Genomic DNA, 21,018 nt, shown 5'->3' with positions numbered 1-21,018 from the left:
CTTCTTTTGGAATCGAGATGGTACCGTCCGCATAAAACACCTAAGCGGATTCTCGAAGTCAAAAGAGGTGATTTTTATATTAAAATTAAGAAAAGGCACAAATAATAGTGGCGAATAATAATCTCACATCAGCAAAGAAAGCTCGTAATGATGAGTTCTATACGCAGTACGAAGACATCCAAAAGGAAGTTCAAGCGTATATTGACTACAACCCGGACGTGTTCCGTGGCAAGGTCGTGTATCTTAATTGTGATGACCCGTACGAGAGTAACTTTTTCAAATTTTTTGCCAATAAATTCAATACTTATGGCATCAAAAAGCTGATTGCTACCAGTTATTTCAACTCGCCAGTAGCGGGAACTGAGCTACAAAGTTCACTTTTGCCAGATATGCCGGATAAAGAGATTTCGCTAGTTAAGAAATCTGCACCGCAGACTAATATGACAACTGAAGATGGTAAGACAAAAGGTCGGGTGATTGAAATTACTGAGGTGTCTGACGAAAATGGTGACGGAATATACGACCTAGAGGATATTAAAAAAATTATTCAGGCTAATGGTGGTGGTCGATCATTGAAAGGTGATGATGATTTCCCGCCGGGCGATTTTCGCTCAAAAGAATGTGTTGAGCTGCTAAAACAAGCCGACATTGTAGTGACCAACCCACCGTTCTCATTATTTCGTGAATATGTGGCACAGCTGTTTGAGTACGATAAGAAGTTTTTGATTATTGGCAATATGAACGCCATTACTTACAAGGAAATTTTCCCAAAAATTAAAGAGAATAAAATGTGGTTAGGGGTAACTGGATTTAATCAAGGAATGTTCTTTTTTGTGCCTGATGATTTTATTCATGCAAAAACTTATAAATTTGAAAAGAAGGGTCCAGATGGCAGGAAGATAAATCGAGTTGCTGGTGTGTGTTGGTTTGCAAATATTGATCATGGCAAGCGTCACCAACCGTTAGAGCTAATGTCAATGGAGCAAAATAAAAAATTTAATAACTCTATAATAAAATCGGAGCTTGCTTATAAGAAATATGATAACTATGATGCAATTGAAGTTCCATTAGTTCAGGCGATACCTAATGATTATGATGGCGCTATGGGTGTACCGATTACTTTCTTAGATAAATATAATCCAGATCAGTTTGAGATTATTAAATTTAGGCATGGCAACGACGAAAAAGACTTAGCTGTTGACGGGAAAACGCCATATTTCAGGATACTGATTAGACATAAGAAAGGAATAGAGAAATGAATTTTTCCGAGGTAGCTTCTCCTGCTGTGATTAGCTCAGTTGTGGCGGTCGGTTCACTTATACTTTCGTTTTTCAAGCTATTCAAGGAAAACGACGCAAATGCTAAGAAAATAAAGAGGATTATGGATTTATCTGAAGTTTATGGAAGACTAGAGGATGGTTCAAGCGCAAAACATAATATCCAAGATATACTTGATATTGAAACGGGGAGGTTCAAAGATATACTTACTCGTAAACTTAACTATTCAAACGTAGCAGTGGTAATTGTAGTCGCAATAGTAGAGGGAGGTCTTTCTTATGCATCTCTACTTTTGGCTAACAATTCTTGTATTATACTTTCAGTTTTGGGCTGGATAGCATTTGCTATAGTAGCTTTCTTTACTTTGGGTGTTTCTATTACTGGTTTGGCGTCTATTTACAATAATGAAAATGATAAAAAGGAGAAGAAATGATTGCTAATCTAAAAAAATACACTATTGCCGAGGTCACTAAAGGCTTTACCTATAATGAGTTTGAAGGGAAGGGTCTGTTTGGTTTGAGCGGTAAGCTGACGATTCAACCAGAATATCAGCGTAATTACATTTATGCCGACGGTAAGAAGGACGTGGCGGTTATTGAATCAATATTAAAAGGTTACCCAATTGGTTTAATATATTTTAATAAATTAGAGGATGGTAATTTGGAGGTTTTGGACGGGCAGCAACGAATTACCTCGATTGGTCGGTTCATTGAAGGGCGCTTCTCAATTGTGCGCAATGGCAATCAGACGCATTTTGATTCTTTACCGCATGATTTGCGCCAGAAAATATTAGAAACAGAGCTTTTGGTGTATGAATGTGAAGGGACAGAGAGTGAAATCAAGGAGTGGTTTAAGACGATTAACATTGTTGGTGTACCGCTTAATGAGCAGGAATTGCTGAATGCTATTTATTCTGGACCTTTTGTGACATTAGGTAAGGAGACTTTCTCAAATTCCGGTAATGCGATGATCGCTATGTGGAGTGCATATATCAATGGTGACGCTAAGCGGCAAGACTTTTGGCATGTGGCACTGGAATGGATTGCGGATGCAAAGAAGATGACGGTCTCAGAATATATGTCGCAGCATAGATTTGATGATTCTATTGCAGAAGCGAAGACTTATTTTGATACGGTGCTAAACTGGGTATCAAATACTTTTAATCAAGTTGAGAAAGAAATGCGCGGTTTGGAATGGGGAAGGCTATATGAGGAATACCACAAGTTTTCTTATGATTCTGACCAAGTTTCCGCAAAAGTCAGTGAGTTGTATGGCGACCCATTTGTAAAAAATCGTAAGGGGATCTTTGAGTATGTTTTGGGGCTGTATTCTGGACAGAAAGGTGATCTTGGTGATACGAAATTGCTTGAGGTTAGAGTGTTTGACGATGCAACTAAACAAACTGTTTATAAAAAGCAGACCGAAACTGCGGAAGAAAAAGGTGTGTCAAACTGTTCTTATTGTGCAATAGGTCACGATGCTAACAAGGCTAAAATATGGAAGCTAAATGAAATGGACGCTGATCACGTTAGTGCTTGGAGTAGAGGCGGTGCGACCTCAATAGATAATTGCGAAATGCTATGTAAATCACATAATAGAGCGAAAGGAAATAAGTAATGAAATTCAAACACGGAACACGTCGTCGAGCTGCAGAATATGAGAAAGATTGGGTGCAGCGATGGAAAGAGGATGACACATTTAACAAGTCGGTCGCACAGCGTCCTGCTGATAATTCTTGGGTTTTTTATGACGGTCCTCCGTTTTTGACGGGAACACCACACCACGGACACTTGTTGGTCAGTACAGTGAAGGATACGATGGGGCGATTCCACACGATGAAAGGTCAGCGAGTTGAGCGCCGTTGGGGTTGGGATTGTCACGGACTGCCAGCAGAAGTTTACGTAGAAAAAACGCTAGGCATTTCTAATAAAAAAGAGATTGGCACAAAAATTAGCGTTTCGGATTATGTCAAGGAATGTCGAGCGGCTATGGTGCGAACTGGCACCGAGTGGGAAGACACGATTGAGCGAATTGGTCGTTGGGTCGAGTTTAAGGGCGCTTATAAAACCATGGATAATAATTACATGGAATCTGTTTGGTGGGCGTTTAAGAGACTTTATGAAGAGGGTAAAATCTACGAAGGCGAAAAGATTTTGGTCTATTGCACGAAAGACGCGACGCCAATTTCTAAGAGTGAAGTGGCTATGGAAAATAGTTATCAAATAGACACTGACCCGAGTTTGTTCGTTTACTTTAAGCTGGAGGATGAGGACGAATATTTGCTTGCGTGGACGACGACGCCGTGGACTTTGCCGGCAAATATGGTCTTAGCGGTGAATCAGGATGTCGATTATTCTTTGGTGGCGTATGGCGATAAAAAGTTTTACGTTGCAAGCGATCGTGTTGAGAAAGTCATGACGGATGAAAAACACCAGCCGCTGGAATATTCGATTGTTAAGACGATTAAAGGTTCTGAATTGGTAGGCAAGCGATTTGAGCCTTTGTTTGAAAATCGTGGGCCGGCTGCGCATAAGATTCTTCACGCCGATTTTGTGACAACTGATGATGGTACGGGAATTGTTCATATTGCGCCAGCTTACGGTGAGGACGATTATGAATTGTGCCGAAAAAATGACGTTCCAGTACTATCGTTGGTTGATGGTGATGGAAATTATACAGAAGGTAGATGGCTGGGCCGCAATATTTGGGAAGTAAATAAAGAGATAGCGAAGACTTTATTAGAAGAAGGTCGGGCGCTGAAAATTGAATATATTCGCCACGAATATCCGCATTGTCATCGATGTGGCACGAAATTGATGTACCGTGCTCACCCAAGTTGGTTTATGGATATTCAGAGCCAGAAAAAGGAAATGCTGGAGGCGAACGAGCAGACAAGTTGGACGCCAGACAATCTGAGGACTGGACGATTCCATAACATCATCGAGCAGGCGCCGGATTGGAATTTGAGCCGCGATCGTTACTGGGCAACACCAATTCCAGTGTGGAAGGGTGTAAAAAATGACGGTACGGAAGTGGTGAAGGTGATTGGAAGCTTTGCGGAATTTGAAGAAGTTACGGGTCGCAAGTTGGATGATTATCATTTGCCGCAAGTTATGGACGTTACGTTTGAGTGTGACGGCGCAGAAATGCATCACATCGGTAAGGTTTTGGACTGTTGGTTTGAGTCTGGCTCGATGCCATTCGCTCAATTCCATTATCCATTTGAGAACAAGGAAAAATTTGAAGCAAGTTTTCCGGCTGACTTTATCATTGAGGCGATTGACCAAACTCGTGGTTGGTTTTATAGCTTAACGGCGGTAAACGTGGCTTTGTTTGGTAAATCTCCGTGGAAGAATTTGATTTGTACTGGATTTATCAATGCTGCCGACGGTAAAAAAATGAGTAAGAAGCTAAAGAATTATACCGATCCGATGGAATTGATGAATAAGACTTCGGCCGACAGCTTCCGATTCTTGATGCTTTCAAGCCCGCTGACAAACGGCGAAAACTTTGCCTTGGCGGATAAGGATGTGATGGATGTAGCGCGTAAGCTTGGTATGATCTGGAATATGTACGATTTCTTCACGATGTATGCTGAAGTTGACGGCTGGGAGTTTAATGGCGATTTGTCAGATCCGCTTCATGATTTAACAAATCCGTTGGATATTTGGATTGTGTCGAGGTTGCATCAATTAATAACAGAGGTCGAGCGAGGTCTTAATAACTATAATTTGCAGGACGCGACCAAGCCGATTTTGCCATTCTTAGACGACGCAAGTAACTGGTACGTCCGACGCAGTCGCCGCCGCTTCTGGAAATCTGAAGATGATAGCGATAAAAATGACGCTTACCGCACGCTCCATTATGTTTTGGTGCGACTCAGTTATATGCTAGCGCCGTTTGCGCCATTCTTAGCGGAAGAATTGTACCATAATTTGACGGGCGATAACGAGTCGATTCATCTTAAGGATTGGCTGCCGGCTGGTGAAATAGATAATTCAATGCTACGCGACATGAACGCGTTGCGTACTGCGGTAAATGACGGCTTGTCGAAGCGCGCATCGGAGGGAATTAAGGTGCGTCAGCCGTTGGCGTCTGTGAAACTTATCAATACTATTTCTCAGGATACGCCGACGGAAGTTGCGCAGTTCTTGATTGATATTGTCAAGGATGAATTGAACGTGAAATCGGTTGAAATTGCTACAGATTCAGAGTCCGAGTCGGCGCAACCGAGCGTTGTTTATGACTTAACAATCACTCCTGAGCTAAAGCGCGAAGGTTTGATGCGTGAAATCGTTCGCCACGTCCAAAGCGCGCGCAAGCAAGCTGGTCTGCAGATAGATGATCGAATTGTATTGAGTATTTCTAGTGACGATTCTGAAATATCTCAAGCTGTTGATGCTTTCGCTGATGTTATTAAAGCTGAGACTCTTGCTGTGGAGTTGAATTCTGCGACTGGTGAATCGGAAAAATATGACGCCAAAATTGAGGGTAAATTGGTAGAAATTTCCCTGAAAAAGGCGTAAAAAACCAAGTTATAACGTCTATGCTTGCAAAAGTCAAGGGCAGCTAGTATAACAAGTTCATAGCATAATAATTTGAAAGGATAAGCTATGACTAACTTAATTAAGGTTGGAGCTATCGCTGCGTTGGCTACTGTTGGCGTGATATTCGGCAATGTAACCGCGTCTGCGCTAGAGACTACTCCGCCGGCTGCACCAAAAATAACAGTTTCCACCGCTCAATATAAGGGTGAGAAAAATACAATTAAATTTGAAGGTACCGCTAACGACCACTATCGATTTGTAATAACTAGCGGCGCGAATAAGATTCAATTAAGAAGCGCTATTCGTCAAGAATTGATGCAAGGCGGTGAGTTGTCAATTGAGGATTTGGTGAAGAAGCATTACCCAAGTTCTCCCAGTCCAATCCCATATGGCACTCCTATTTCAATTGACACATACTGGTTCGACAAAGAAGGTAATTACGACAACTCATTGCGCCAAACTGTCGCATTGACTGTTGGTGGCAATCTGACAAAGGCTGTGAAGTTGAGCCAGACATCGGCAACATTGAAAAACCCAGAAAGTTTGCCGGAAGCCCCTGCTAATCCAGATCCAGCTACTCCAGCAAATCCAGTAAATCCTGAAGCTTCAACTGAATCAGAAAACGTTAATGCAGCGACTACTCCAGTTCTAGTAGAATCAACCTCAGTTCCAGCTTCTCCACGCAAAGAAGATAAGCCTACTGAGACTTTAGCTGAAACTGGCGCGAGTGTATACTCAGTTATTGTCGCTGCTATTACGGCAATTACCGCTGGCGGTGCTGCGATTATTAAGCGATCGTAATTTTGTAGATTCTCATAAGAATTTCAGTAAAAAATATCCTCCTCTTCATGGGGAGGATATTCTATTGACTTTTAACTGTACTTATGCTAATATATGATTATTAATTGATAAAAATAAAAAAGTTATGCAAAATTTATTCAACAAATTATTCGGTAGTAAAATAGGGTTTTCGCCAATTGATCCGCTGGCGGATGGACTTGCTGAAGAAATTATTAAAGAGCAGCGGGAGCCGCAGGCGATTCGTCTGGATGCCGACGATATAGAGGATATTCGCAAGTTTTGGTCTCGTGCGGATGGAGATTTTGACAGACAATAGTGTATAATTAGCTCATGTTAATTGAGTTTTTTACTTTTTTTGCTCGAGCTGGCGGAGGAGGGTCGGGCTCTTCTGGAGGGTCCTTAATTTTGATGCTGCCCGCAGCTGTATCGGGCGGTGTGGCAGGCTTTGTAAAAAGGAAGACTAGATCGAAAATAGCAGGCTTCTTGGTGGGTGTTGCTGTTGGACTAGTTTTTAGTTTACTGTATTTAGCCGATTTAATGTGGTTCATATGCGCAGTTATTTCTACTTTCGTGGGGGCTGCTATCTCTGTATTTGTTGATAAGCTCAAATTATTTCGCCAAAATAGTGAGGCGGCTACGAATGCAGTTCGCCAAGCCTCCTCTACTGATTCGTTGTGGCAGCCAGATAGCATTACTAATTACGCCAAGCAAGTTTTTGAGAGGTTTCAGTATGATTGGAGTAACTTAGATTATGAGTCAATTCGTAAGTACACGACACAGAGATATTCAAATCACATTGGACTAGTAATGCAGGCTTTGCGTCAAATGGGTCGTAGGAATATCGTCGATAACGTGCGGATAAATGAGGCTATTTTTGCTGACGCGCATGACGATGCTAATAATCAAAGCGATCGGGTGAGTGTAGCATTTTTGGTGGAAGCAGACGATAGGCTAGAGGAGGTTGCTACAGGTAAGAAAATCCGAAGCACTAACGAAGAATTTGCAGAGAAGTGGAACTTTGTTCGTGAAGGTAACGAATGGAAATTAGAGGGCATAAATCAGCCGACTGAAGATGTAGGTACGTTGATTGGTTCACTCAACAAGTTTGCCGAAGATAACGGCATGTATTTTAGTCTGGATTGGGGTAGGCTACTTCTTCCGAAGGGTGGTAACTTATTTTTGCCGCGCTATTTTAACTCTGCTGATGTAAATAATCACGTTATTGGTATTTGGGATGGTGGTATTCTTGTTCAGCTTTATACTTGTGTGCTTAAAAACGGCAATGGATTTACAGATGAAGGTAAAAATAAGGATGAAGTTAATTACCTTATTGGTCAGATTATGCTGCCTAAATCTTACGGTGGAATTTTGGTCGACAGGGATGATAATAGCATTTTTAGGAAGCGAATAATATCGCCAATTGGCTACAAGAAAATTGAAATGGAGTGGGGTGATTTTAATAAACGCTATACCATTTTTGCCACAAACGAAGATCAGGCGGCGAGCTTTGAGTTATTAAATCCTAGTTTTATGGCGTGGCTGTATGACCAGGATATAAAAGCTAATATTGAAGTGATGGACAATATAGTTATTTTATATGCCCGGGTTTCTTCTGATGAAAAACGCTATGCAGAAATGTTGGAGATTTTAAGAAGGGCTCACAAAGAGCTAAAAACGTAGGAGGTACTATGATTACTAAAGCTATTATTCCGGTCGCTGGTTGGGGTACGCGGATGCTGCCGATTACCAAATCTATCGAAAAGTGTATGTTGCCGGTCGGTACTCGTCCAGTGATTGATTATATCGTGCAAGATGTCGTGCGAGCGGGCGTAAAGGATATTTACTTTGTGGTGGGTGAACAGAGTACGCAGGTGCAGAGCTATTATCGATCGAATATTCAATTGAACGATTATTTACGTCGAGCGGGAAAAGAAGATAAATTACCTCTGGTGGCTCCACTTAGCGACGTCCGAATACATTTTTTAACTCAGCCGGGAACTGGTGGCTACGGAACAAGCATTCCAGTTGGTCTGGCGAGCGAATTTATCGAACAGGGCGAGTCGGCCTTTGTGATTATGGGCGATCAATTCTTTTGGCGTGATGACGGTGGCTCAAACGCGGCAGATTTGGCGGAGTTAGTGGAGTCGCGCGGATTGTCGGCTGGGCTATTGGGTAATCCTGTCGAAGAGGAATTTATTCCGCAAACAGGGATTATTGAAACTGATGATCGGGGCAATTTTGTGCGAATAATTGAAAAGCCAAAATTGGAAGAAGCTCCAAGTAACCTCAGTAATTCAAGTTTTTACGTCTTGAACAAAGAGATTTTCGAGTTGGCGCGAACTTTGCCGGCGAACCCTAAGAGAGGCGAGTTTGAGTTAACAGACGCGATTAATGCGTACATCGATGGTGGCGGCGTGATTGTTGTTGGCGAAGCTAAGGGCGAATATATGGAATGCGGATCGCCGAGCGGTTGGCTGAAGGCGAATAATGCTATGGCGAAAAACGTTACTTGCTAACTGTACTTGATTTTATTGCTAGTTTTTGATAGAATTATTAGAGTTAATTCATAATAATTAAGGAACGAAATGAAAGCAGTCGTAAAAATCTCTGGCAAACAATATCTTGTCAGCGAAAAAGAGTCCCTCTTGGTGGATCTCCTCCCTGAAGGCACAAAAGAACTCACTCTCGACGCACTTTTAGTGATTGATGGTGATAAAATCAAGGTTGGTACGCCAACCGTAAAAGGCTCTAGCGTTAAGGCTAAGGTCGTAGAAGCGGAAGTTAAAGGCGATAAGCTTCGCGTTATCCGCTACAAGAGTAAGAAGCGCGTACACAAAGAAACTGGTCATCGCCAGAAGTACACAAAGATTGAAATTACGTCAATCAAATAGTCTAAGAGCCGCTTTCGTAAAGGAAGCGGTTTTTTGATGTCTGTTATTTATGTTCTGCTCATGCTATAATTAAGGCAGGTAAAAAGGGGAACGAATGACAAAAATCATTGCGGTGACAAATCAAAAAGGTGGCGTCGGCAAAACAACGACGTCAATTAACGTAGCATATTTTTTGGCAAAAGCTGGCAAGAAAACATTGTTGGTGGATTTTGATCCGCAGGGTAATGCCACCAGTGGACTTGGAATAGATAAGCAGAATTTGGGAGCAACAATATCAGAGGTGATTATGCGACAAATTGACCTGGCGAATATCATATTGCCGACGGAATATAAAAACTTATCGATCGCTCCAGCTACACCTCATTTGGCGAATACGGAAGTGGAATTGGCGCAGGCGCAGGGAAGGTTTGTTCGCTTGCGGGAGGCTTTACAGAAGGCGACGGATTACGACTATATTATTATTGATAGCCCGCCGAGCTTGAGTTTGTTGACGGTCAACGGTATGATTGCCGCTAATTATGTATTGCTTCCGGTTCAGGCAGAATTTTACGCTCTGGAGGGACTGGGGCAGCTTTTGGAAAGTATGAAGTTGATAAAGAAGGGGCTTAATCCACCTCTGGAATTATTGGGTGTTTTACTGACGATGATGGACTCCAGGACTACATTATCCGGGCAAGTTCATGCTGAGGTTAAAAAGTATTTTCCAGATAAGATTTTCAAGAATAGCATTCCGCGAAATATTCGCCTGGCTGAAGCTCCTAGTCATGGCGCGCCAGTTGGAGCGTATGATCGTTTTTCAAAAGGTTCTCGGGCTTATAAGGCGCTAACGAAAGAAATTATAGAGAGGGTGGAACGATGAAAAAAGGTTTAGGTAGAGGTTTTGGGTCATTGATCCCGACTAACTTAATTGATGAAATGTTCGATCCGACAGCACAACAGGATGTGAAAGTTTCTCATTTGAGAGACATTGCTATTGATCAAGTTGTCCCAGATCCAGATCAGCCGCGTCGCTTTTTTGATGAGAACGCTTTGAACGAGTTGACGGAATCGGTGCGCGAGCATGGTGTGGTTCAGCCGATTGTTGTGACGCCAAAAGGCGATAAGTATCTGATAGTGGCGGGCGAGCGACGTTGGCGTGCGGCGAATAGGGCGAATTTAACAGAGGTGCCGTGTATCGTCAGGAGTATGAGCGATCAAAATCGCCTGGAGACTTCTTTGATTGAAAACTTGCAACGACATGATTTGAATGCGCTTGAAACTGCGACTGCTTATCAAAAATTGCGCGACCAATTCAATATGACACTGGAGGAAATTGGCAAGCGTTTGGGTGGCAAATCTATAAGTGCGGTCAGTAATACGTTGAGGCTACTGAAATTGCCGAAGTCTGTGCAGCAGGCGTTGTTTGAGGGGCGATTAAATGAAGGGCAGGCAAGGCCTCTAATCGGTTTGCCTGATGACGCTGCGGAAGATATTATGGAGCGAGCTATTCGCGAGGAGTGGTCAGCGCGACGGATTGAGCAAGTTGTTACTTTGTGGAGACAAGCGAAGGCTAGTCCAATCGAGAATAAACGCCGCCCAGCAGATATGCCTCATGCAGACGCTGTTGAAAGTCTTTCAAAGCGATTTGGAACAGGGGTAAAGATCCGTACAAACGGCCGTGGAGCCGGTCAGATTAGTATCAAGTTTAAGGATAATCTTGAATTCGAACGAATAAGAGAATTGCTCGAAAAATAATTTTTATTAGAACGAGCGAATTTTATTGAATGGGAATATTCGTAGGCTGACTGGTCCGACGATGTCATAAAGGGGGATTGGTCCCATACAGTTTCGAGAGTCGCAAGAATAGCTTCCTTGGCGGTGATCGCCCATAACGAATATTGTTCCTTCTGGCACGGTCGTATCGACATCTCCAGAAGTGGGTTGTCCAGGCTCATTTTTATTGACTGAGGTATCAGGGTTAAATCCGTCGGGGTTCTCTGTATTGTAAACAGTTACGGTGCCGTTTTTCACAGTAACTCGCTCACCGGCAAAGGCGATTACACGCTTAACAATATATTCGTCTTTGCCTGTCGAGGCGTTAAAATTCGGATTCTTAAACACAATTACTTGTCCGCGCTTTGGAATATAATTTTTATTCTGCAATTTTGAACCGGTGACGGGCAATCGATTGACGATCAGACGATCACCAGTGTACATCGTCGTTTCCATACTGGCACCCTCAACATTGAAAGTTTGAAATACAAATGTGTTCAATAAAAGTGTGCCGATCACCACGCCAACAACGAAAATGACCATTCCCAGGCCATCTTGTAATTTTGGATGACGATCCATAAAAGTAGCGTCCATTGTTTCAATTATAAGCGTTTTGTGTGTTATAATCAATAGATATGAAACCACGCAAACAGTCGATGGACGGATTTGTCGCCAAGCGACCACAGCGAACTTCGTTGGGGGAAATTACTAGCAAAAAAACGACTACGCTCGGGCATCCTCGTAGTAACGAAGATAGTCCGCAAGTGTCGAATAATGCGACAAGGAATATTCAGCAACCAACTTCTGCTAATAAATTAAAGCAGAATATTAGCGAATCGTTGGCGGCAATTGATGAAAATACCAAGCCTTCTCATCGGCAGGAGCGTAAGCAGAAGCGTAAGAAAAAGTTAATTACCAGGATTATTCTTGCGATTATCGGAATTATTATTGCAATTGTGGCAGGTTGGCTGCTATTAAAATTATGGCAGACGATGAACTCGGTGTTTCATAATGGTGGAATCTTAGGGCTATTTTCACAGCAGAAGCTAAAAGAGGATGCTTATGGCCGAAGCAATGTGCTGATTTTAGGTACAACGGATGACGATCCGGACCATCCAGGTGCGACATTGACCGACTCGATGATGATTCTTAGCGTCAATCAGACAAAGAAGGATGCATATATGTTTAGCATTCCGCGTGACTTGTATGTAAAATTTGGCATGGCATGTAATTCTGGCTACGCTGGTAAAATCAATGAATATTTTGGCTGCGTGAATAACGGAGATAGCGCGCAGGCAGAAGTCGAACGAATGGATAAAACTAAGAAATTCATCGGCGATATATTCGGTATGGATATTCAATACGTGGCGCATATTAATACTGCGGTGATTCGTGATGCTGTCAATGCGGTCGGCGGAGTTACTGTTGATGTACAGAGTCGTGATCCGCGGGGAATCCTTGATCCAAGTATGGACTGGATGTGTCGAGCGAAGGAATTGAATTATCAGCAACGTCGCGAACGATGTCCAACGGGTCATTATATGCAATTAACTAACGGTAAGCATGAAATGGACGGCGAAAAGGCGATGTGGTTCTCTCGAGCGCGTGGTTTGGTGGCGCCAACTTACGGATTGGAACAATCTAACTTTGACCGAGAGAAAAACCAGCAATTGGTTATGATGGCGCTGAAAAGCAAAGCCACTTCCACGGGAACACTGACTGACTTTGGTAAAGTGACGTCTCTGATGGATGCCATGGGCAAAAACTTGCGTACAAACATTGACACGAAAGAAATTCGCACAATTATGAACCTTGGCTCGGAGATAAAAGAATCTGATATTCACAGATTGAGTTTTGTGGAGGAAGGCAACGTACTTATGACTACCGGCACGGCGGGTGGCGCAAGCATAGTCCAGCCGGCTGCGGGATTGTATGATTATGACGACATTCGCGCTTATATAAAGTCTGAGATTTATGCAACGCCGCTATCTAAGGAAAAAGCCACAGTTGCTGTCTTGAACGGTTCCGGCGTGGCTGGTGCAGCGCAGAAAGAAGCAGACAAATTGACAGAATTAGGAATGAAAGTTGTTCATGTCGGCAACGCTCCAGGTAATGAAAAAATAGGGAAGACTCAAGTTTATCAATTGCCAGCTGGTAAAGAAAAAACTGCCACGAAAGATAAATTTAAGGAGTTGTACGGCTCGGTTTCATCAGATTCCTCGAAGTATAATTTGAATGTTGACGCACAATTCATCGTTGTTGTGGGAACTGGCTCATAATTTGGTATAATAGAGTAAGTTATGGAGTTACTGAAAACTGTTAAACGAAGAACGTTTTGGAGCGAATTAGTTTACTATGTCTTAAATATTGGCTTGGCGGTGGCGCTGCTTGTTATTGCTCAAGCATTTCAGACCCCATTTCCAGCGTTAGCGCTTGTTGTGCTGAGTAAATGGCGCATAATTGCTGTTCGTCCGCGTTTTTGGTGGGCAAACATCCAGGCTAACTTGGTTGACTTAACGGTCGGAATTGGCGTTGTTGGTCTGATGTATCTACCTACGTCAGTGTTTTATTTCCGCGTAGCATTGGCGGTATTATATGCGATTTGGCTAGTTGTGATTAAGCCGATGTCTAAGCGCTGGCAGGTTGCTATGCAGTCGTTGATCGCTATTTTTGTCGGCGTAACTGCGCTTATGGTGGTATCGTACGAGTGGCCAGTTTCTGTAGTTGTTGTTCTGATGTTCTTGATCGGCTATAGTTCTGCGCGTCATTTCCTACACAGCTATGACGAAGAACAAACGGTTTTACTTTCGGCAATCTGGGGACTTGTCTTTGCTGAGCTGGGTTGGCTGTCGTATTATTGGACTTATAGCTACGGAAAGTCATTATTTGGCGGCGTTTCACAGGTTACAATAATCTTATTGCTATTCTCGCTTGTCGCCAGTAAAGCTTACCAATCTTACAACAAACACAAAGCCATTCGATTTTCAGACATATCCGCTCCAGTGATTCTTACAGTCGGAATCATCTTAGTGATGTTAGTGTTCTTAAATTCTGTAGTAATTTAATCTTTAGCATCAGCAAGGCGCAGAACCAGGATGTAATTGAGAACTCTCTCTTTTACAAAACCATTTTTCACGGCTTCGTCAATTATTCTATTGTGTTGCTGGGGGTCCGCCTCGATAAATAACAACCCTTCTGAGGTGAGACATCGTGGTGCTTGTGAGATCAATTGCAATATCAATTTCAATCCTTCATCTTCGGCGAATAGCGCAATTTCTGGTTCGTATTGAAGTTCTGGCGACACGTCCCAATTTTTGTCAACGTAAGGCAAATTAGCAAATATATAGTCGACTGGTTTGAGTTGACCATTAAGTAATGATTGCTGTTGAATATGGACGTCCGCATTTAAGGTATTTGCATTTTTTTCTGCAATGTTTAAGGCTGGTTTGCTGATATCAGATAAGATTACTGACAAGTTGCTTCTCTCTAATTTGGCAGTAATTCCCAGACAACCAGACCCTGCGCCAACGTCAATTAAAACTTTTTCGGCAATTTCGCTGGCGGTCAGTTCTAAGAACAATGAAATTAGATCTTCGGATTCAGGGCGGGGAATTAAAACAGAGGGAGATACGGTGAATCTGCGGCCGTAAAATTCTTTATAGCCCAGAATATAGGCGATTGGTACGCGGTCTAATCTTAGGTCTAGTCTGGCATTTGCGATATCAAATCTCCTGGGGTCAATTTCTTCGTCCAGGTGAGCGTGTAGGTAAGTGCGGTTTTTTCGTAAAGTGTTGGCTAATATCAATTCAGCGTCTAATCTGGCGGACGGGATGCTTGCTGTTTTTAAGGATTTTGTGGCAATTTTTAGCCATTCAGAGATAATCATGTGGCTAATTATAACATATATCTATGGAATGTAAAAAGTAAAATGCTTGCAAAAACTGAGAAAAGTGGTAAAAAGTATTGACAAATCAAGAGAGAGAGAGTATTATAGGCTTCATATCATTAGCGAAAGGAATGAATATATAATGGAATTGCCAAATAATAGCGAAGCCGCAAAGCAAATGGAGTTTGCAGAAGGGTTTAATCCTGAACTGACGACCGAAGAAAAGTTGCAGGCGGCAGTGGAATTTGATGATCTGGTTCAGTCGACATTGCTTAGATTTGCGGAAGACGCGAAAACTCACGATCACGACATAATATTTTCAGATAGGATACAATCGGAAGTCTCATTAGAAATTCCTCAGAAAGATGGTTCTGTGGTGTCTATCGGTGTATATTCAGGATCTCTAGATAATGGCACTAAGTCTCGAGAAATTACATTCGTAGAAAGAGGTGTAGGAGGGTATCATCGATATTATATAGAGGATGACTTTGTTTTAAGGTATGATGACAATACGCCCTTCTCTTCAATGGAAGAAGATGATGACAAAATTGATATGAGTATGATGAGTGATGATGAGATATATGAGTGTGCAGTTAGAGCTATGCGTAAAACCAATAATCTAATAGAGAATTGTAAATTAGAGCAACAAATGGGGCTAAATCGTCAACCGGTCGGTGTGGACGAAATAAGTAAGCTGGCGGAGCTATTGGAGTCAGCTGAAGTTTTTAAGTTTAATTACTAGCATTCTGAGCTTTCAGCTCACGCTCATATCTCTGTAGATTTTCAATCAAATCGTCGATATCCCCGTTCATTGCAGCGGGGATATTGCTGCGGCTGTAGTGAATGCGGTGGTCGGTGATTCGGTCTTGCGGGAAGTTGTACGTTCGGATTTTTTCCGAGCGGTCGCCAGTCCCAACCAATGAGCGTCGCTCGGCGCTTAATTTGGCGTTTTCCTCGTCAATTTTCATCTGCAACAATCGCGAACGAAGCACGCTCATGGCTTTTTCGCGGTTTTTAATTTGCGATTTTTCGTCTTGGTTTGTAACTATCATTCCAGTCGGCAAGTGGGTGATTCGCACTGCTGAGTCTGTAGTGTTCACACTTTGACCGCCGTGTCCACTGGAGCGATAAATATCAACGCGCAAATCATTCGGGTTTATCTCGATGTCGGCTTCTTCTGCTTCTGGTAAAACCGCCACCGTTACGGTTGAAGTGTGGACGCGACCTTGGCTTTCAGTGACTGGAACTCGCTGAACTCGGTGTACGCCACCCTCGAACTTCAATTTAGAGTATGGCGCGTCACCCTTGATCATAAAAATAACTTCTTTATAGCCGCCAGAATCGTTGGCTGATTCGCTGATTAATTCTACTTTATAGCCGTTAGATTCGCACCAGCGTAAATACATGCGGTATAGTTCCGCCGCAAACAACGACGCTTCATCGCCACCCGCACCAGCGCGGATTTCCATGATGATATTTTTCTCATCGTTGGGGTCTTTCGGGGTGAGCAGGATGAATAATTCTTCTTCTAATTCGGTCAATCGAGCTTCAGTTTCAGTGATCTCAAGTTTCGCCAGCGCAGCCAATTCGCCGCCTTCGTTGGCTAATTTTTTGGCTTCTACTAAGTTTTTTTCCAGATTTTCTCGCTCTTCACCTTTGGAAATAAGCGTTTCTAATTCTGAAAATCGTTTGTTTTTTACCGTAAAATCTGGTGAGCTGTAAGCATCAGGTTGCGCTAAAAAATTGCTCAAATCAGCTCGTTCGTTTTTCAGAGAATCCATATCTAAAGAAATCTTTGCCATATCTATAAAATTATATCATACATTGACAGATATCTCTAAGTATTGTCAGATTGAAATAGTGTAAAATAAAACCGCCCAGTGATTGAGCGGTTTTTTGGATTGTTGGACTAATTTGTCAGATTATTTAGTCTTTTTGTCTGATTTTGGAGAATCAGTTTTAGCTGCTTTTTTAGCGTTAGCTTTCTTTGCTTTGTTTGCCAAAGCTGCTCGGCGAGCTTCAGCGGCTGCTTGACGAGCCTTAAAGCGATCAACACGACCTTCGGTGTCGATAATCTTTTCCTCACCAGTAAAGAATGGGTGTGAAGCTGATGAAATGTGAACCTTAACTAATGGATATTCGTTGCCGTCTTCCCATTTGATGGTTTCGGTTGTTTGCGCTGTTGACTGAGTCAAGAACGCGAAGCCCGCTTGTTCGTCGCTAAATACGACAGGGCGATAGTTCTGTGGGTGAATACTGCTTTTCATAACCTTGGTATTTTAACAGAAAACCGCAGGCATTGCAATATTTACCAAAAAGGCGTGCGGACGTATTGACGTATCTGTAAAAAGTAGCGCATAATTACAGATGAGATACGCTAATTTAGGAGGAGTATGTGCTATGGAAAATGGTTCTTATGTATATGATAAGAGTAGGGATAATGGCTTGAGATATTTAGCGGGAGAAGCTTTTCGTCGCTCTAAGGAATTGGCAATAGCAAAAGAGTTAGGGGTGATATTAGAAAATCCCGATAAAACCGAATCTTTTGAGCTATATAATTCGGGGGAGTCAGAGCGTATGCTGGCGCTAGTTGGCGAGGAGTTTGGGATTGGAGTTATGCAGACACCGGGTAAGCCTAAGGAAGTAACTGCAAAATTATTTAATCCGCACGAAGTAATTCAGGATTTATACAGGGAGATGCCGCTGGACGTTCATACTTCGGTCGTAGCCTTTGACGGATATATAGAAGATGGGGATCCTTCAGGAGAAAAAGCTGCATTGCTATTCTTTAAGCTGTCGGCAAACGTACCTGGCGAACCAACTCCGCCTATGACCATGGAAGATTTTAGCCGTAAGACTAGTACTTATGGTGCTGTCGTTTCAGGTAATGGAATTGAATACTTTGAGTTCATTAAGTGCTGCGATATTAAAAGGGTGTCTTCTATAAATTCGCCTCTAGATACTAGTTTAGAAAAAAAAGAACTTAAAGAGGAATTGGAAAAATTTATTAAGTCTCGTTAAGAGGTAGTTGCTCCTGATGAGGATTAGTGATATAATCATCTAGTAACTAATTTTAATGACACAATCCGTTTCACACTCCAAATCGTGAGCGGATGAGGCAAAAGGAGAAGAGAATGTCTGTAAAGGTAGACATTAAGGCTTTGCTGGAGTCAGGTGTTCATTTTGGACACAAAACCAGCCGCTGGCACCCAAAGATGGCGCCATATATTCACAGTAAGCGTCAGGATAGTCACATTATTGACTTGACTAAGACTGTTGAAGCTTTGGACAAGGCTTTGCCAGAATTGACAAAAATCGCTGCATCAGGCCGCAAGGTTCTGTTTGTTGGCACCAAAAAACAAGCCAAAGACGTTGTTCGTGAAGCAGCTGAAAAAATCAACCAGCCATACGTAGTTGAGCGCTGGATTGGTGGTATGTTGACTAACGGTTCAACTATTGCTCAGCAAATTAAGAAGTTGAAGAATCTTGAAAAGCGAATGGCTTCAGGTGACTTGGAAAAGCGTTATAACAAGCTTGAAGTGCAGCGTTTCCAGGAGGAAATCGACAGCTTGAATATGAAATATGGCGGCATTAAGGATTTGATGGGCAAGCCAGGCGCTGTTGTTGTAGTTGACGCATTGACCGACGCAAATGCAGTTCGCGAGGCTCAAACTTTGGGCGTGCCAGTATTTGCAATTGTTGACACTAACGTTAACCCAACAGGAATTGATTACGTAATTCCAGGTAATGACGACGCTGTTAAGGGTATTCAATTGCTATTAGACTACTTCACTGCAGCTGTTGCTGAAGGCGCAGGTAGCGTAAAGGCTGAAGAAAAACCAGCTAAAAAAGAGGAGAAATAGGATGGGCGTTTCTGTAGACGATATTAAAAAATTACGCGAATTGACCGGCGTAGGCTTGACTGACGCTAAGAAAGCTTTGGTTGAGGCTGAGGGCGATTTCGATAAAGCTTTGGAAGCTATGCGCAAAAAGGGCTTGACGAAAGCTGAAAAGAAAGGTGATCGTGAAGCTCGTGAAGGTTTGATCGAAGGTTATGTTCACTCTGGCCGAATCGGCGTTATCGTTGAGGTAAACTGCGAAACTGATTTTGTGGCTCGACTTGACGACTTTAAGACGTTGGCGCACGAAATTGCTATGCAAATTGCAGCGATGAGCCCAAAATATGTTTCTGAGGCTGACATTCCAGCAGAGGAGATGGAGCGCGTTAAAGCTGAGCTTATGGCGAGCGAATCTTTGGCAAGCAAGCCTGAAGAAATGCGCGAGAAGATCGTTGAAGGTCAATTGAAGAAGCATTTTGCTGAGCAGGTTCTTATGAGCCAGGCTTACATTTTGGACGATTCTAAGACCGTTGAGCAACACATTAAGGAAGCTATCGCTAAATTGGGCGAAAACATCGTTATTCGTCAATTCAAGCGAATTGAGCTGGGTGTAAGCGAATAGATTTTCACGCAGAGAAGAAGTCGGCCGTAGTAATGCGGTCGATTTTTTATTTTGTCAATATTTACCACAAGCATATTGACAATATCGCAAATATGTGCTAGTATGGTTACATATCAAAAATGATAGTAAAAACAAAAAAGGAAAGATATGATCGAAAATCCCGCCAAAAATACAAATAATTCTTCGGAAGTAGGTCCCACACAAGGTTCTTCTCCGGAAGATGCGTGGGCAGGAGTAGCAGCTGCTGGAGAGGCTCTTGAGCGTGAAGCAAAAGCGGCTGCGGAGCAAAATTCAGACAGCAAAACCCCGGTGAAGGTTAATTACGAGGGCGAAGCTTATGGGACGACGAGACAATATCCGACTACGGAGTTACAGAAGAAAACGCGTGATGAGCGTATTGCTGACGGTCAGGAGATAGTTGCTGCGCTGAAGAATAAGGCTAAAGAAGGTCTTGGTCGCGTATGGAAGGGTTTGAAAGATAGTTTTTATATTGGCGTGAGTCGGGGTTCTGAATTACCTGGACAGATTGCTGAAGGAGCTGGACGCGCTAAGGAAAATATAGGCAATACTTTGTCTGAAGCAAAGAATAAGGCTGCGGAATTGTTTGCGGGCGGTCGAGAGTTTATTCTTCAGAAAGCCTCAGAAGCCCGTACGCGAAAAGAAGAAAGGCAAAAAGCTCGTCAAGAACGCAAGGAAGCTCGGGCTAAGGCTAAAGAACAGCGCGAGTTGGATAGGCAGAAATATAACGAAGCTCGAGAGCAGGATAAGCAGGATAATGCGACAGATAAGTCGACGATTGATAACAATAAAGAGACTGTAAAAAACTCTAAGCAAGAACAAAAAGAGGCTGCCGCCAAGCTAGAAGCAGCAGAAAAGAGACGACGAGAGGCGGAAGAGAAGGCTAAGAAAGCTGCCGCTGAGTATGACGCCGCAAAGAAGGCATTTGAAGCTGATCAAACGAATGAGAAGTTGCGCTTGGAGGCTGACAAAAAGCGTAATCTGGCTGGGGCTGCCGCAGCGGAGTTGAATCTTGCTGAACTTGATGTTAGTGAATTGAAGAGTAAGATCGATTCTGCTGAGGAAGAAATTGATAAGGCTAAGAGTGAAATAGATAAAGCTAAGGAGGCCATGAAGGAGCGTGCAGAAAAAGCCCGGGAGCGTAAAAACGCACGACGACAAGCTCGCAGAGAGGCTCTCGGCGACAAATGGGAATCTGCTAAAGATAAGCTGGCGCGGGTTGCTGGCAAGAGCGCGAACTGGATGCTGAATCTTGGCAGAAGGGCTGTTGCGGGAGCTGGTAGGGTTGTCGGTAGGGCTGCTAGGGCGGTCGCCAACAAACTTGACCCAGTTGAGGCAAATAGCGAATCAAGCAACGGTAAATAAGCATAATTGATAATAAAAC

The 21,018-nt window shown here is 42.9% G+C and carries 22 protein-coding genes; 18 read left to right on the top strand and 4 right to left on the bottom strand.

Translation table 11 applies throughout. The features are described from left to right. The first annotated feature begins 107 nt into the window (after positions 1 to 107). The 11 genes from LRM50_RS01535 to LRM50_RS01485 all read left to right on the top strand — a co-directional run bounded on the left by LRM50_RS01535 (position 108) and on the right by LRM50_RS01485 (position 11,251). Positions 108 to 1,259, top strand: coding sequence for an adenine-specific methyltransferase EcoRI family protein (locus tag LRM50_RS01535; RefSeq protein WP_243809602.1), 1,152 nt, complete (start codon positions 108 to 110; stop codon positions 1,257 to 1,259). After that, complete coding sequence (locus LRM50_RS01530) at positions 1,256 to 1,711, top strand: hypothetical protein (RefSeq protein WP_243809601.1); 456 nt, start codon at positions 1,256 to 1,258, stop codon at positions 1,709 to 1,711. Before LRM50_RS01535 ends, LRM50_RS01530 begins: the two co-directional genes overlap by 4 nt. Next, positions 1,708 to 2,895, top strand: coding sequence for an HNH endonuclease family protein (locus LRM50_RS01525; protein WP_243809600.1), 1,188 nt, complete (start codon positions 1,708 to 1,710; stop codon positions 2,893 to 2,895). The genes LRM50_RS01530 and LRM50_RS01525 overlap by 4 nt, the downstream gene beginning before the upstream one ends. After that, positions 2,895 to 5,804, top strand: a complete 2,910-nt coding sequence (gene ileS / locus LRM50_RS01520; RefSeq protein ID WP_243809599.1) for an isoleucine--tRNA ligase — start codon at positions 2,895 to 2,897, stop codon at positions 5,802 to 5,804. The genes LRM50_RS01525 and ileS overlap by 1 nt, the downstream gene beginning before the upstream one ends. A gap of 87 nt (positions 5,805 to 5,891) precedes the next feature. Then, positions 5,892 to 6,626 (top strand): hypothetical protein, encoded by a 735-nt coding sequence (locus tag LRM50_RS01515; protein WP_243809598.1) that lies wholly within the window; start codon positions 5,892 to 5,894, stop codon positions 6,624 to 6,626. A 124-nt stretch (positions 6,627 to 6,750) separates the two neighbouring features. Next, positions 6,751 to 6,942, top strand: coding sequence for an acyl-CoA reductase (locus LRM50_RS01510; RefSeq protein WP_243809597.1), 192 nt, complete (start codon positions 6,751 to 6,753; stop codon positions 6,940 to 6,942). A gap of 14 nt (positions 6,943 to 6,956) precedes the next feature. Beyond that, entirely contained in the window at positions 6,957 to 8,306 is a 1,350-nt protein-coding gene (locus LRM50_RS01505; protein WP_243809596.1) for a TIM44-like domain-containing protein, read from the top strand. Between the two features lie 8 nt (positions 8,307 to 8,314). Continuing rightward, positions 8,315 to 9,142 (top strand): sugar phosphate nucleotidyltransferase, encoded by an 828-nt coding sequence (locus LRM50_RS01500; RefSeq protein ID WP_243809595.1) that lies wholly within the window; start codon positions 8,315 to 8,317, stop codon positions 9,140 to 9,142. A 69-nt stretch (positions 9,143 to 9,211) separates the two neighbouring features. Further along, positions 9,212 to 9,517 carry a 50S ribosomal protein L21 gene (gene rplU, locus LRM50_RS01495; protein WP_129632343.1) on the top strand — a complete coding sequence of 102 codons (306 nt, stop codon included), beginning with the start codon at positions 9,212 to 9,214 and terminating at the stop codon, positions 9,515 to 9,517. A gap of 94 nt (positions 9,518 to 9,611) precedes the next feature. Further along, positions 9,612 to 10,376, top strand: a complete 765-nt coding sequence (locus LRM50_RS01490; protein ID WP_129632346.1) for a ParA family protein — start codon at positions 9,612 to 9,614, stop codon at positions 10,374 to 10,376. Continuing rightward, on the top strand, positions 10,373 to 11,251 hold the full coding sequence (locus tag LRM50_RS01485) for a ParB/RepB/Spo0J family partition protein (RefSeq protein WP_243809594.1): 879 nt from the start codon (positions 10,373 to 10,375) through the stop codon (positions 11,249 to 11,251). The genes LRM50_RS01490 and LRM50_RS01485 overlap by 4 nt, the downstream gene beginning before the upstream one ends. A 6-nt stretch (positions 11,252 to 11,257) precedes the next feature. On the opposite strand, the gene lepB is transcribed toward LRM50_RS01485, so the two are convergent. Then, complete coding sequence (gene lepB, locus LRM50_RS01480) at positions 11,258 to 11,863, bottom strand: signal peptidase I (protein WP_129632352.1); 606 nt, start codon at positions 11,861 to 11,863, stop codon at positions 11,258 to 11,260. A 41-nt stretch (positions 11,864 to 11,904) separates the two neighbouring features. Here lepB and LRM50_RS01475 point away from each other — a divergent pair, with 41 nt between their 5' ends. Both LRM50_RS01475 and LRM50_RS01470 read left to right on the top strand, forming a co-directional pair. Then, positions 11,905 to 13,548 (top strand): LCP family protein, encoded by a 1,644-nt coding sequence (locus tag LRM50_RS01475; protein ID WP_243809593.1) that lies wholly within the window; start codon positions 11,905 to 11,907, stop codon positions 13,546 to 13,548. 21 nt (positions 13,549 to 13,569) lie between these two features. Further along, positions 13,570 to 14,334, top strand: a complete 765-nt coding sequence (locus LRM50_RS01470) for a hypothetical protein (protein WP_243809592.1) — start codon at positions 13,570 to 13,572, stop codon at positions 14,332 to 14,334. Here the strand turns inward: LRM50_RS01470 and prmC are convergent. Continuing rightward, positions 14,331 to 15,155, bottom strand: a complete 825-nt coding sequence (prmC, locus tag LRM50_RS01465; RefSeq protein WP_243809591.1) for a peptide chain release factor N(5)-glutamine methyltransferase — start codon at positions 15,153 to 15,155, stop codon at positions 14,331 to 14,333. The genes LRM50_RS01470 and prmC overlap by 4 nt on opposite strands. Before the next feature lie 142 nt (positions 15,156 to 15,297). Between prmC and LRM50_RS01460 the strand changes: the two genes are divergently transcribed. Further along, the gene (locus LRM50_RS01460; RefSeq protein WP_243777723.1) at positions 15,298 to 15,897 is read left to right on the top strand and encodes a hypothetical protein; all 600 of its coding nucleotides are present in this window, start codon (positions 15,298 to 15,300) and stop codon (positions 15,895 to 15,897) included. On the opposite strand, the gene prfA is transcribed toward LRM50_RS01460, so the two are convergent. Both prfA and LRM50_RS01450 read right to left on the bottom strand, forming a co-directional pair. Beyond that, complete coding sequence (gene prfA / locus LRM50_RS01455) at positions 15,887 to 16,957, bottom strand: peptide chain release factor 1 (RefSeq protein ID WP_232736378.1); 1,071 nt, start codon at positions 16,955 to 16,957, stop codon at positions 15,887 to 15,889. The two genes, LRM50_RS01460 and prfA, sit on opposite strands and share 11 nt — an antisense overlap. Positions 16,958 to 17,077: 120 nt before the next feature. Beyond that, complete coding sequence (locus LRM50_RS01450; RefSeq protein ID WP_129632372.1) at positions 17,078 to 17,422, bottom strand: type B 50S ribosomal protein L31; 345 nt, start codon at positions 17,420 to 17,422, stop codon at positions 17,078 to 17,080. A gap of 133 nt (positions 17,423 to 17,555) precedes the next feature. Here LRM50_RS01450 and LRM50_RS01445 point away from each other — a divergent pair, with 133 nt between their 5' ends. From LRM50_RS01445 to LRM50_RS01430, 4 genes are all read left to right on the top strand, one after another. Next, the gene (locus tag LRM50_RS01445) at positions 17,556 to 18,176 is read left to right on the top strand and encodes a hypothetical protein (RefSeq protein WP_243777722.1); all 621 of its coding nucleotides are present in this window, start codon (positions 17,556 to 17,558) and stop codon (positions 18,174 to 18,176) included. A gap of 113 nt (positions 18,177 to 18,289) precedes the next feature. Further along, positions 18,290 to 19,018 (top strand): 30S ribosomal protein S2, encoded by a 729-nt coding sequence (rpsB, locus tag LRM50_RS01440; protein ID WP_164999874.1) that lies wholly within the window; start codon positions 18,290 to 18,292, stop codon positions 19,016 to 19,018. A 1-nt stretch (position 19,019) separates the two neighbouring features. Next, positions 19,020 to 19,616: a translation elongation factor Ts gene (gene tsf, locus LRM50_RS01435; protein ID WP_243777721.1), complete on the top strand. Its 597-nt coding sequence runs from the start codon at positions 19,020 to 19,022 to the stop codon at positions 19,614 to 19,616. A 147-nt stretch (positions 19,617 to 19,763) separates the two neighbouring features. Then, entirely contained in the window at positions 19,764 to 20,999 is a 1,236-nt protein-coding gene (locus tag LRM50_RS01430) for a hypothetical protein (protein WP_243777720.1), read from the top strand. Positions 21,000 to 21,018 lie beyond the last annotated feature (19 nt).

The organism is Candidatus Nanosynbacter sp. TM7-053 (assembly GCF_022828375.1).
In the GTDB taxonomy this organism is placed as follows: domain Bacteria; phylum Patescibacteriota; class Saccharimonadia; order Saccharimonadales; family Saccharimonadaceae; genus Nanosynbacter.
Note: the sequence above shows the minus strand (reverse complement) of the source record. Positions and strands in the feature narration are given on the sequence as shown.

Bases quoted from the DNA above. Each gene is read 5' to 3' on its own strand.
- LRM50_RS01530 (WP_243809601.1), top strand. From the start codon at position 1,256: ATGAATTTTTCCGAGGTAGCTTCTCCTGCTGTGATTAGCTCAGTTGTG.
- LRM50_RS01525 (WP_243809600.1), top strand. From the start codon at position 1,708: ATGATTGCTAATCTAAAAAAATACACTATTGCCGAGGTCACTAAAGGC.
- ileS (WP_243809599.1), top strand. From the start codon at position 2,895: ATGAAATTCAAACACGGAACACGTCGTCGAGCTGCAGAATATGAGAAA.
- LRM50_RS01515 (WP_243809598.1), top strand. From the start codon at position 5,892: ATGACTAACTTAATTAAGGTTGGAGCTATCGCTGCGTTGGCTACTGTT.
- LRM50_RS01510 (WP_243809597.1), top strand. From the start codon at position 6,751: ATGCAAAATTTATTCAACAAATTATTCGGTAGTAAAATAGGGTTTTCG.
- LRM50_RS01505 (WP_243809596.1), top strand. From the start codon at position 6,957: ATGTTAATTGAGTTTTTTACTTTTTTTGCTCGAGCTGGCGGAGGAGGG.
- LRM50_RS01500 (WP_243809595.1), top strand. From the start codon at position 8,315: ATGATTACTAAAGCTATTATTCCGGTCGCTGGTTGGGGTACGCGGATG.
- rplU (WP_129632343.1), top strand. From the start codon at position 9,212: ATGAAAGCAGTCGTAAAAATCTCTGGCAAACAATATCTTGTCAGCGAA.
- LRM50_RS01490 (WP_129632346.1), top strand. From the start codon at position 9,612: ATGACAAAAATCATTGCGGTGACAAATCAAAAAGGTGGCGTCGGCAAA.
- LRM50_RS01485 (WP_243809594.1), top strand. From the start codon at position 10,373: ATGAAAAAAGGTTTAGGTAGAGGTTTTGGGTCATTGATCCCGACTAAC.
- lepB (WP_129632352.1), bottom strand. From the start codon at position 11,863: ATGGACGCTACTTTTATGGATCGTCATCCAAAATTACAAGATGGCCTG.
- LRM50_RS01475 (WP_243809593.1), top strand. From the start codon at position 11,905: ATGAAACCACGCAAACAGTCGATGGACGGATTTGTCGCCAAGCGACCA.
- LRM50_RS01470 (WP_243809592.1), top strand. From the start codon at position 13,570: ATGGAGTTACTGAAAACTGTTAAACGAAGAACGTTTTGGAGCGAATTA.
- prmC (WP_243809591.1), bottom strand. From the start codon at position 15,155: ATGATTATCTCTGAATGGCTAAAAATTGCCACAAAATCCTTAAAAACA.
- LRM50_RS01460 (WP_243777723.1), top strand. From the start codon at position 15,298: ATGGAATTGCCAAATAATAGCGAAGCCGCAAAGCAAATGGAGTTTGCA.
- prfA (WP_232736378.1), bottom strand. From the start codon at position 16,957: ATGGCAAAGATTTCTTTAGATATGGATTCTCTGAAAAACGAACGAGCT.
- LRM50_RS01450 (WP_129632372.1), bottom strand. From the start codon at position 17,422: ATGAAAAGCAGTATTCACCCACAGAACTATCGCCCTGTCGTATTTAGC.
- LRM50_RS01445 (WP_243777722.1), top strand. From the start codon at position 17,556: ATGGAAAATGGTTCTTATGTATATGATAAGAGTAGGGATAATGGCTTG.
- rpsB (WP_164999874.1), top strand. From the start codon at position 18,290: ATGTCTGTAAAGGTAGACATTAAGGCTTTGCTGGAGTCAGGTGTTCAT.
- tsf (WP_243777721.1), top strand. From the start codon at position 19,020: ATGGGCGTTTCTGTAGACGATATTAAAAAATTACGCGAATTGACCGGC.
- LRM50_RS01430 (WP_243777720.1), top strand. From the start codon at position 19,764: ATGATCGAAAATCCCGCCAAAAATACAAATAATTCTTCGGAAGTAGGT.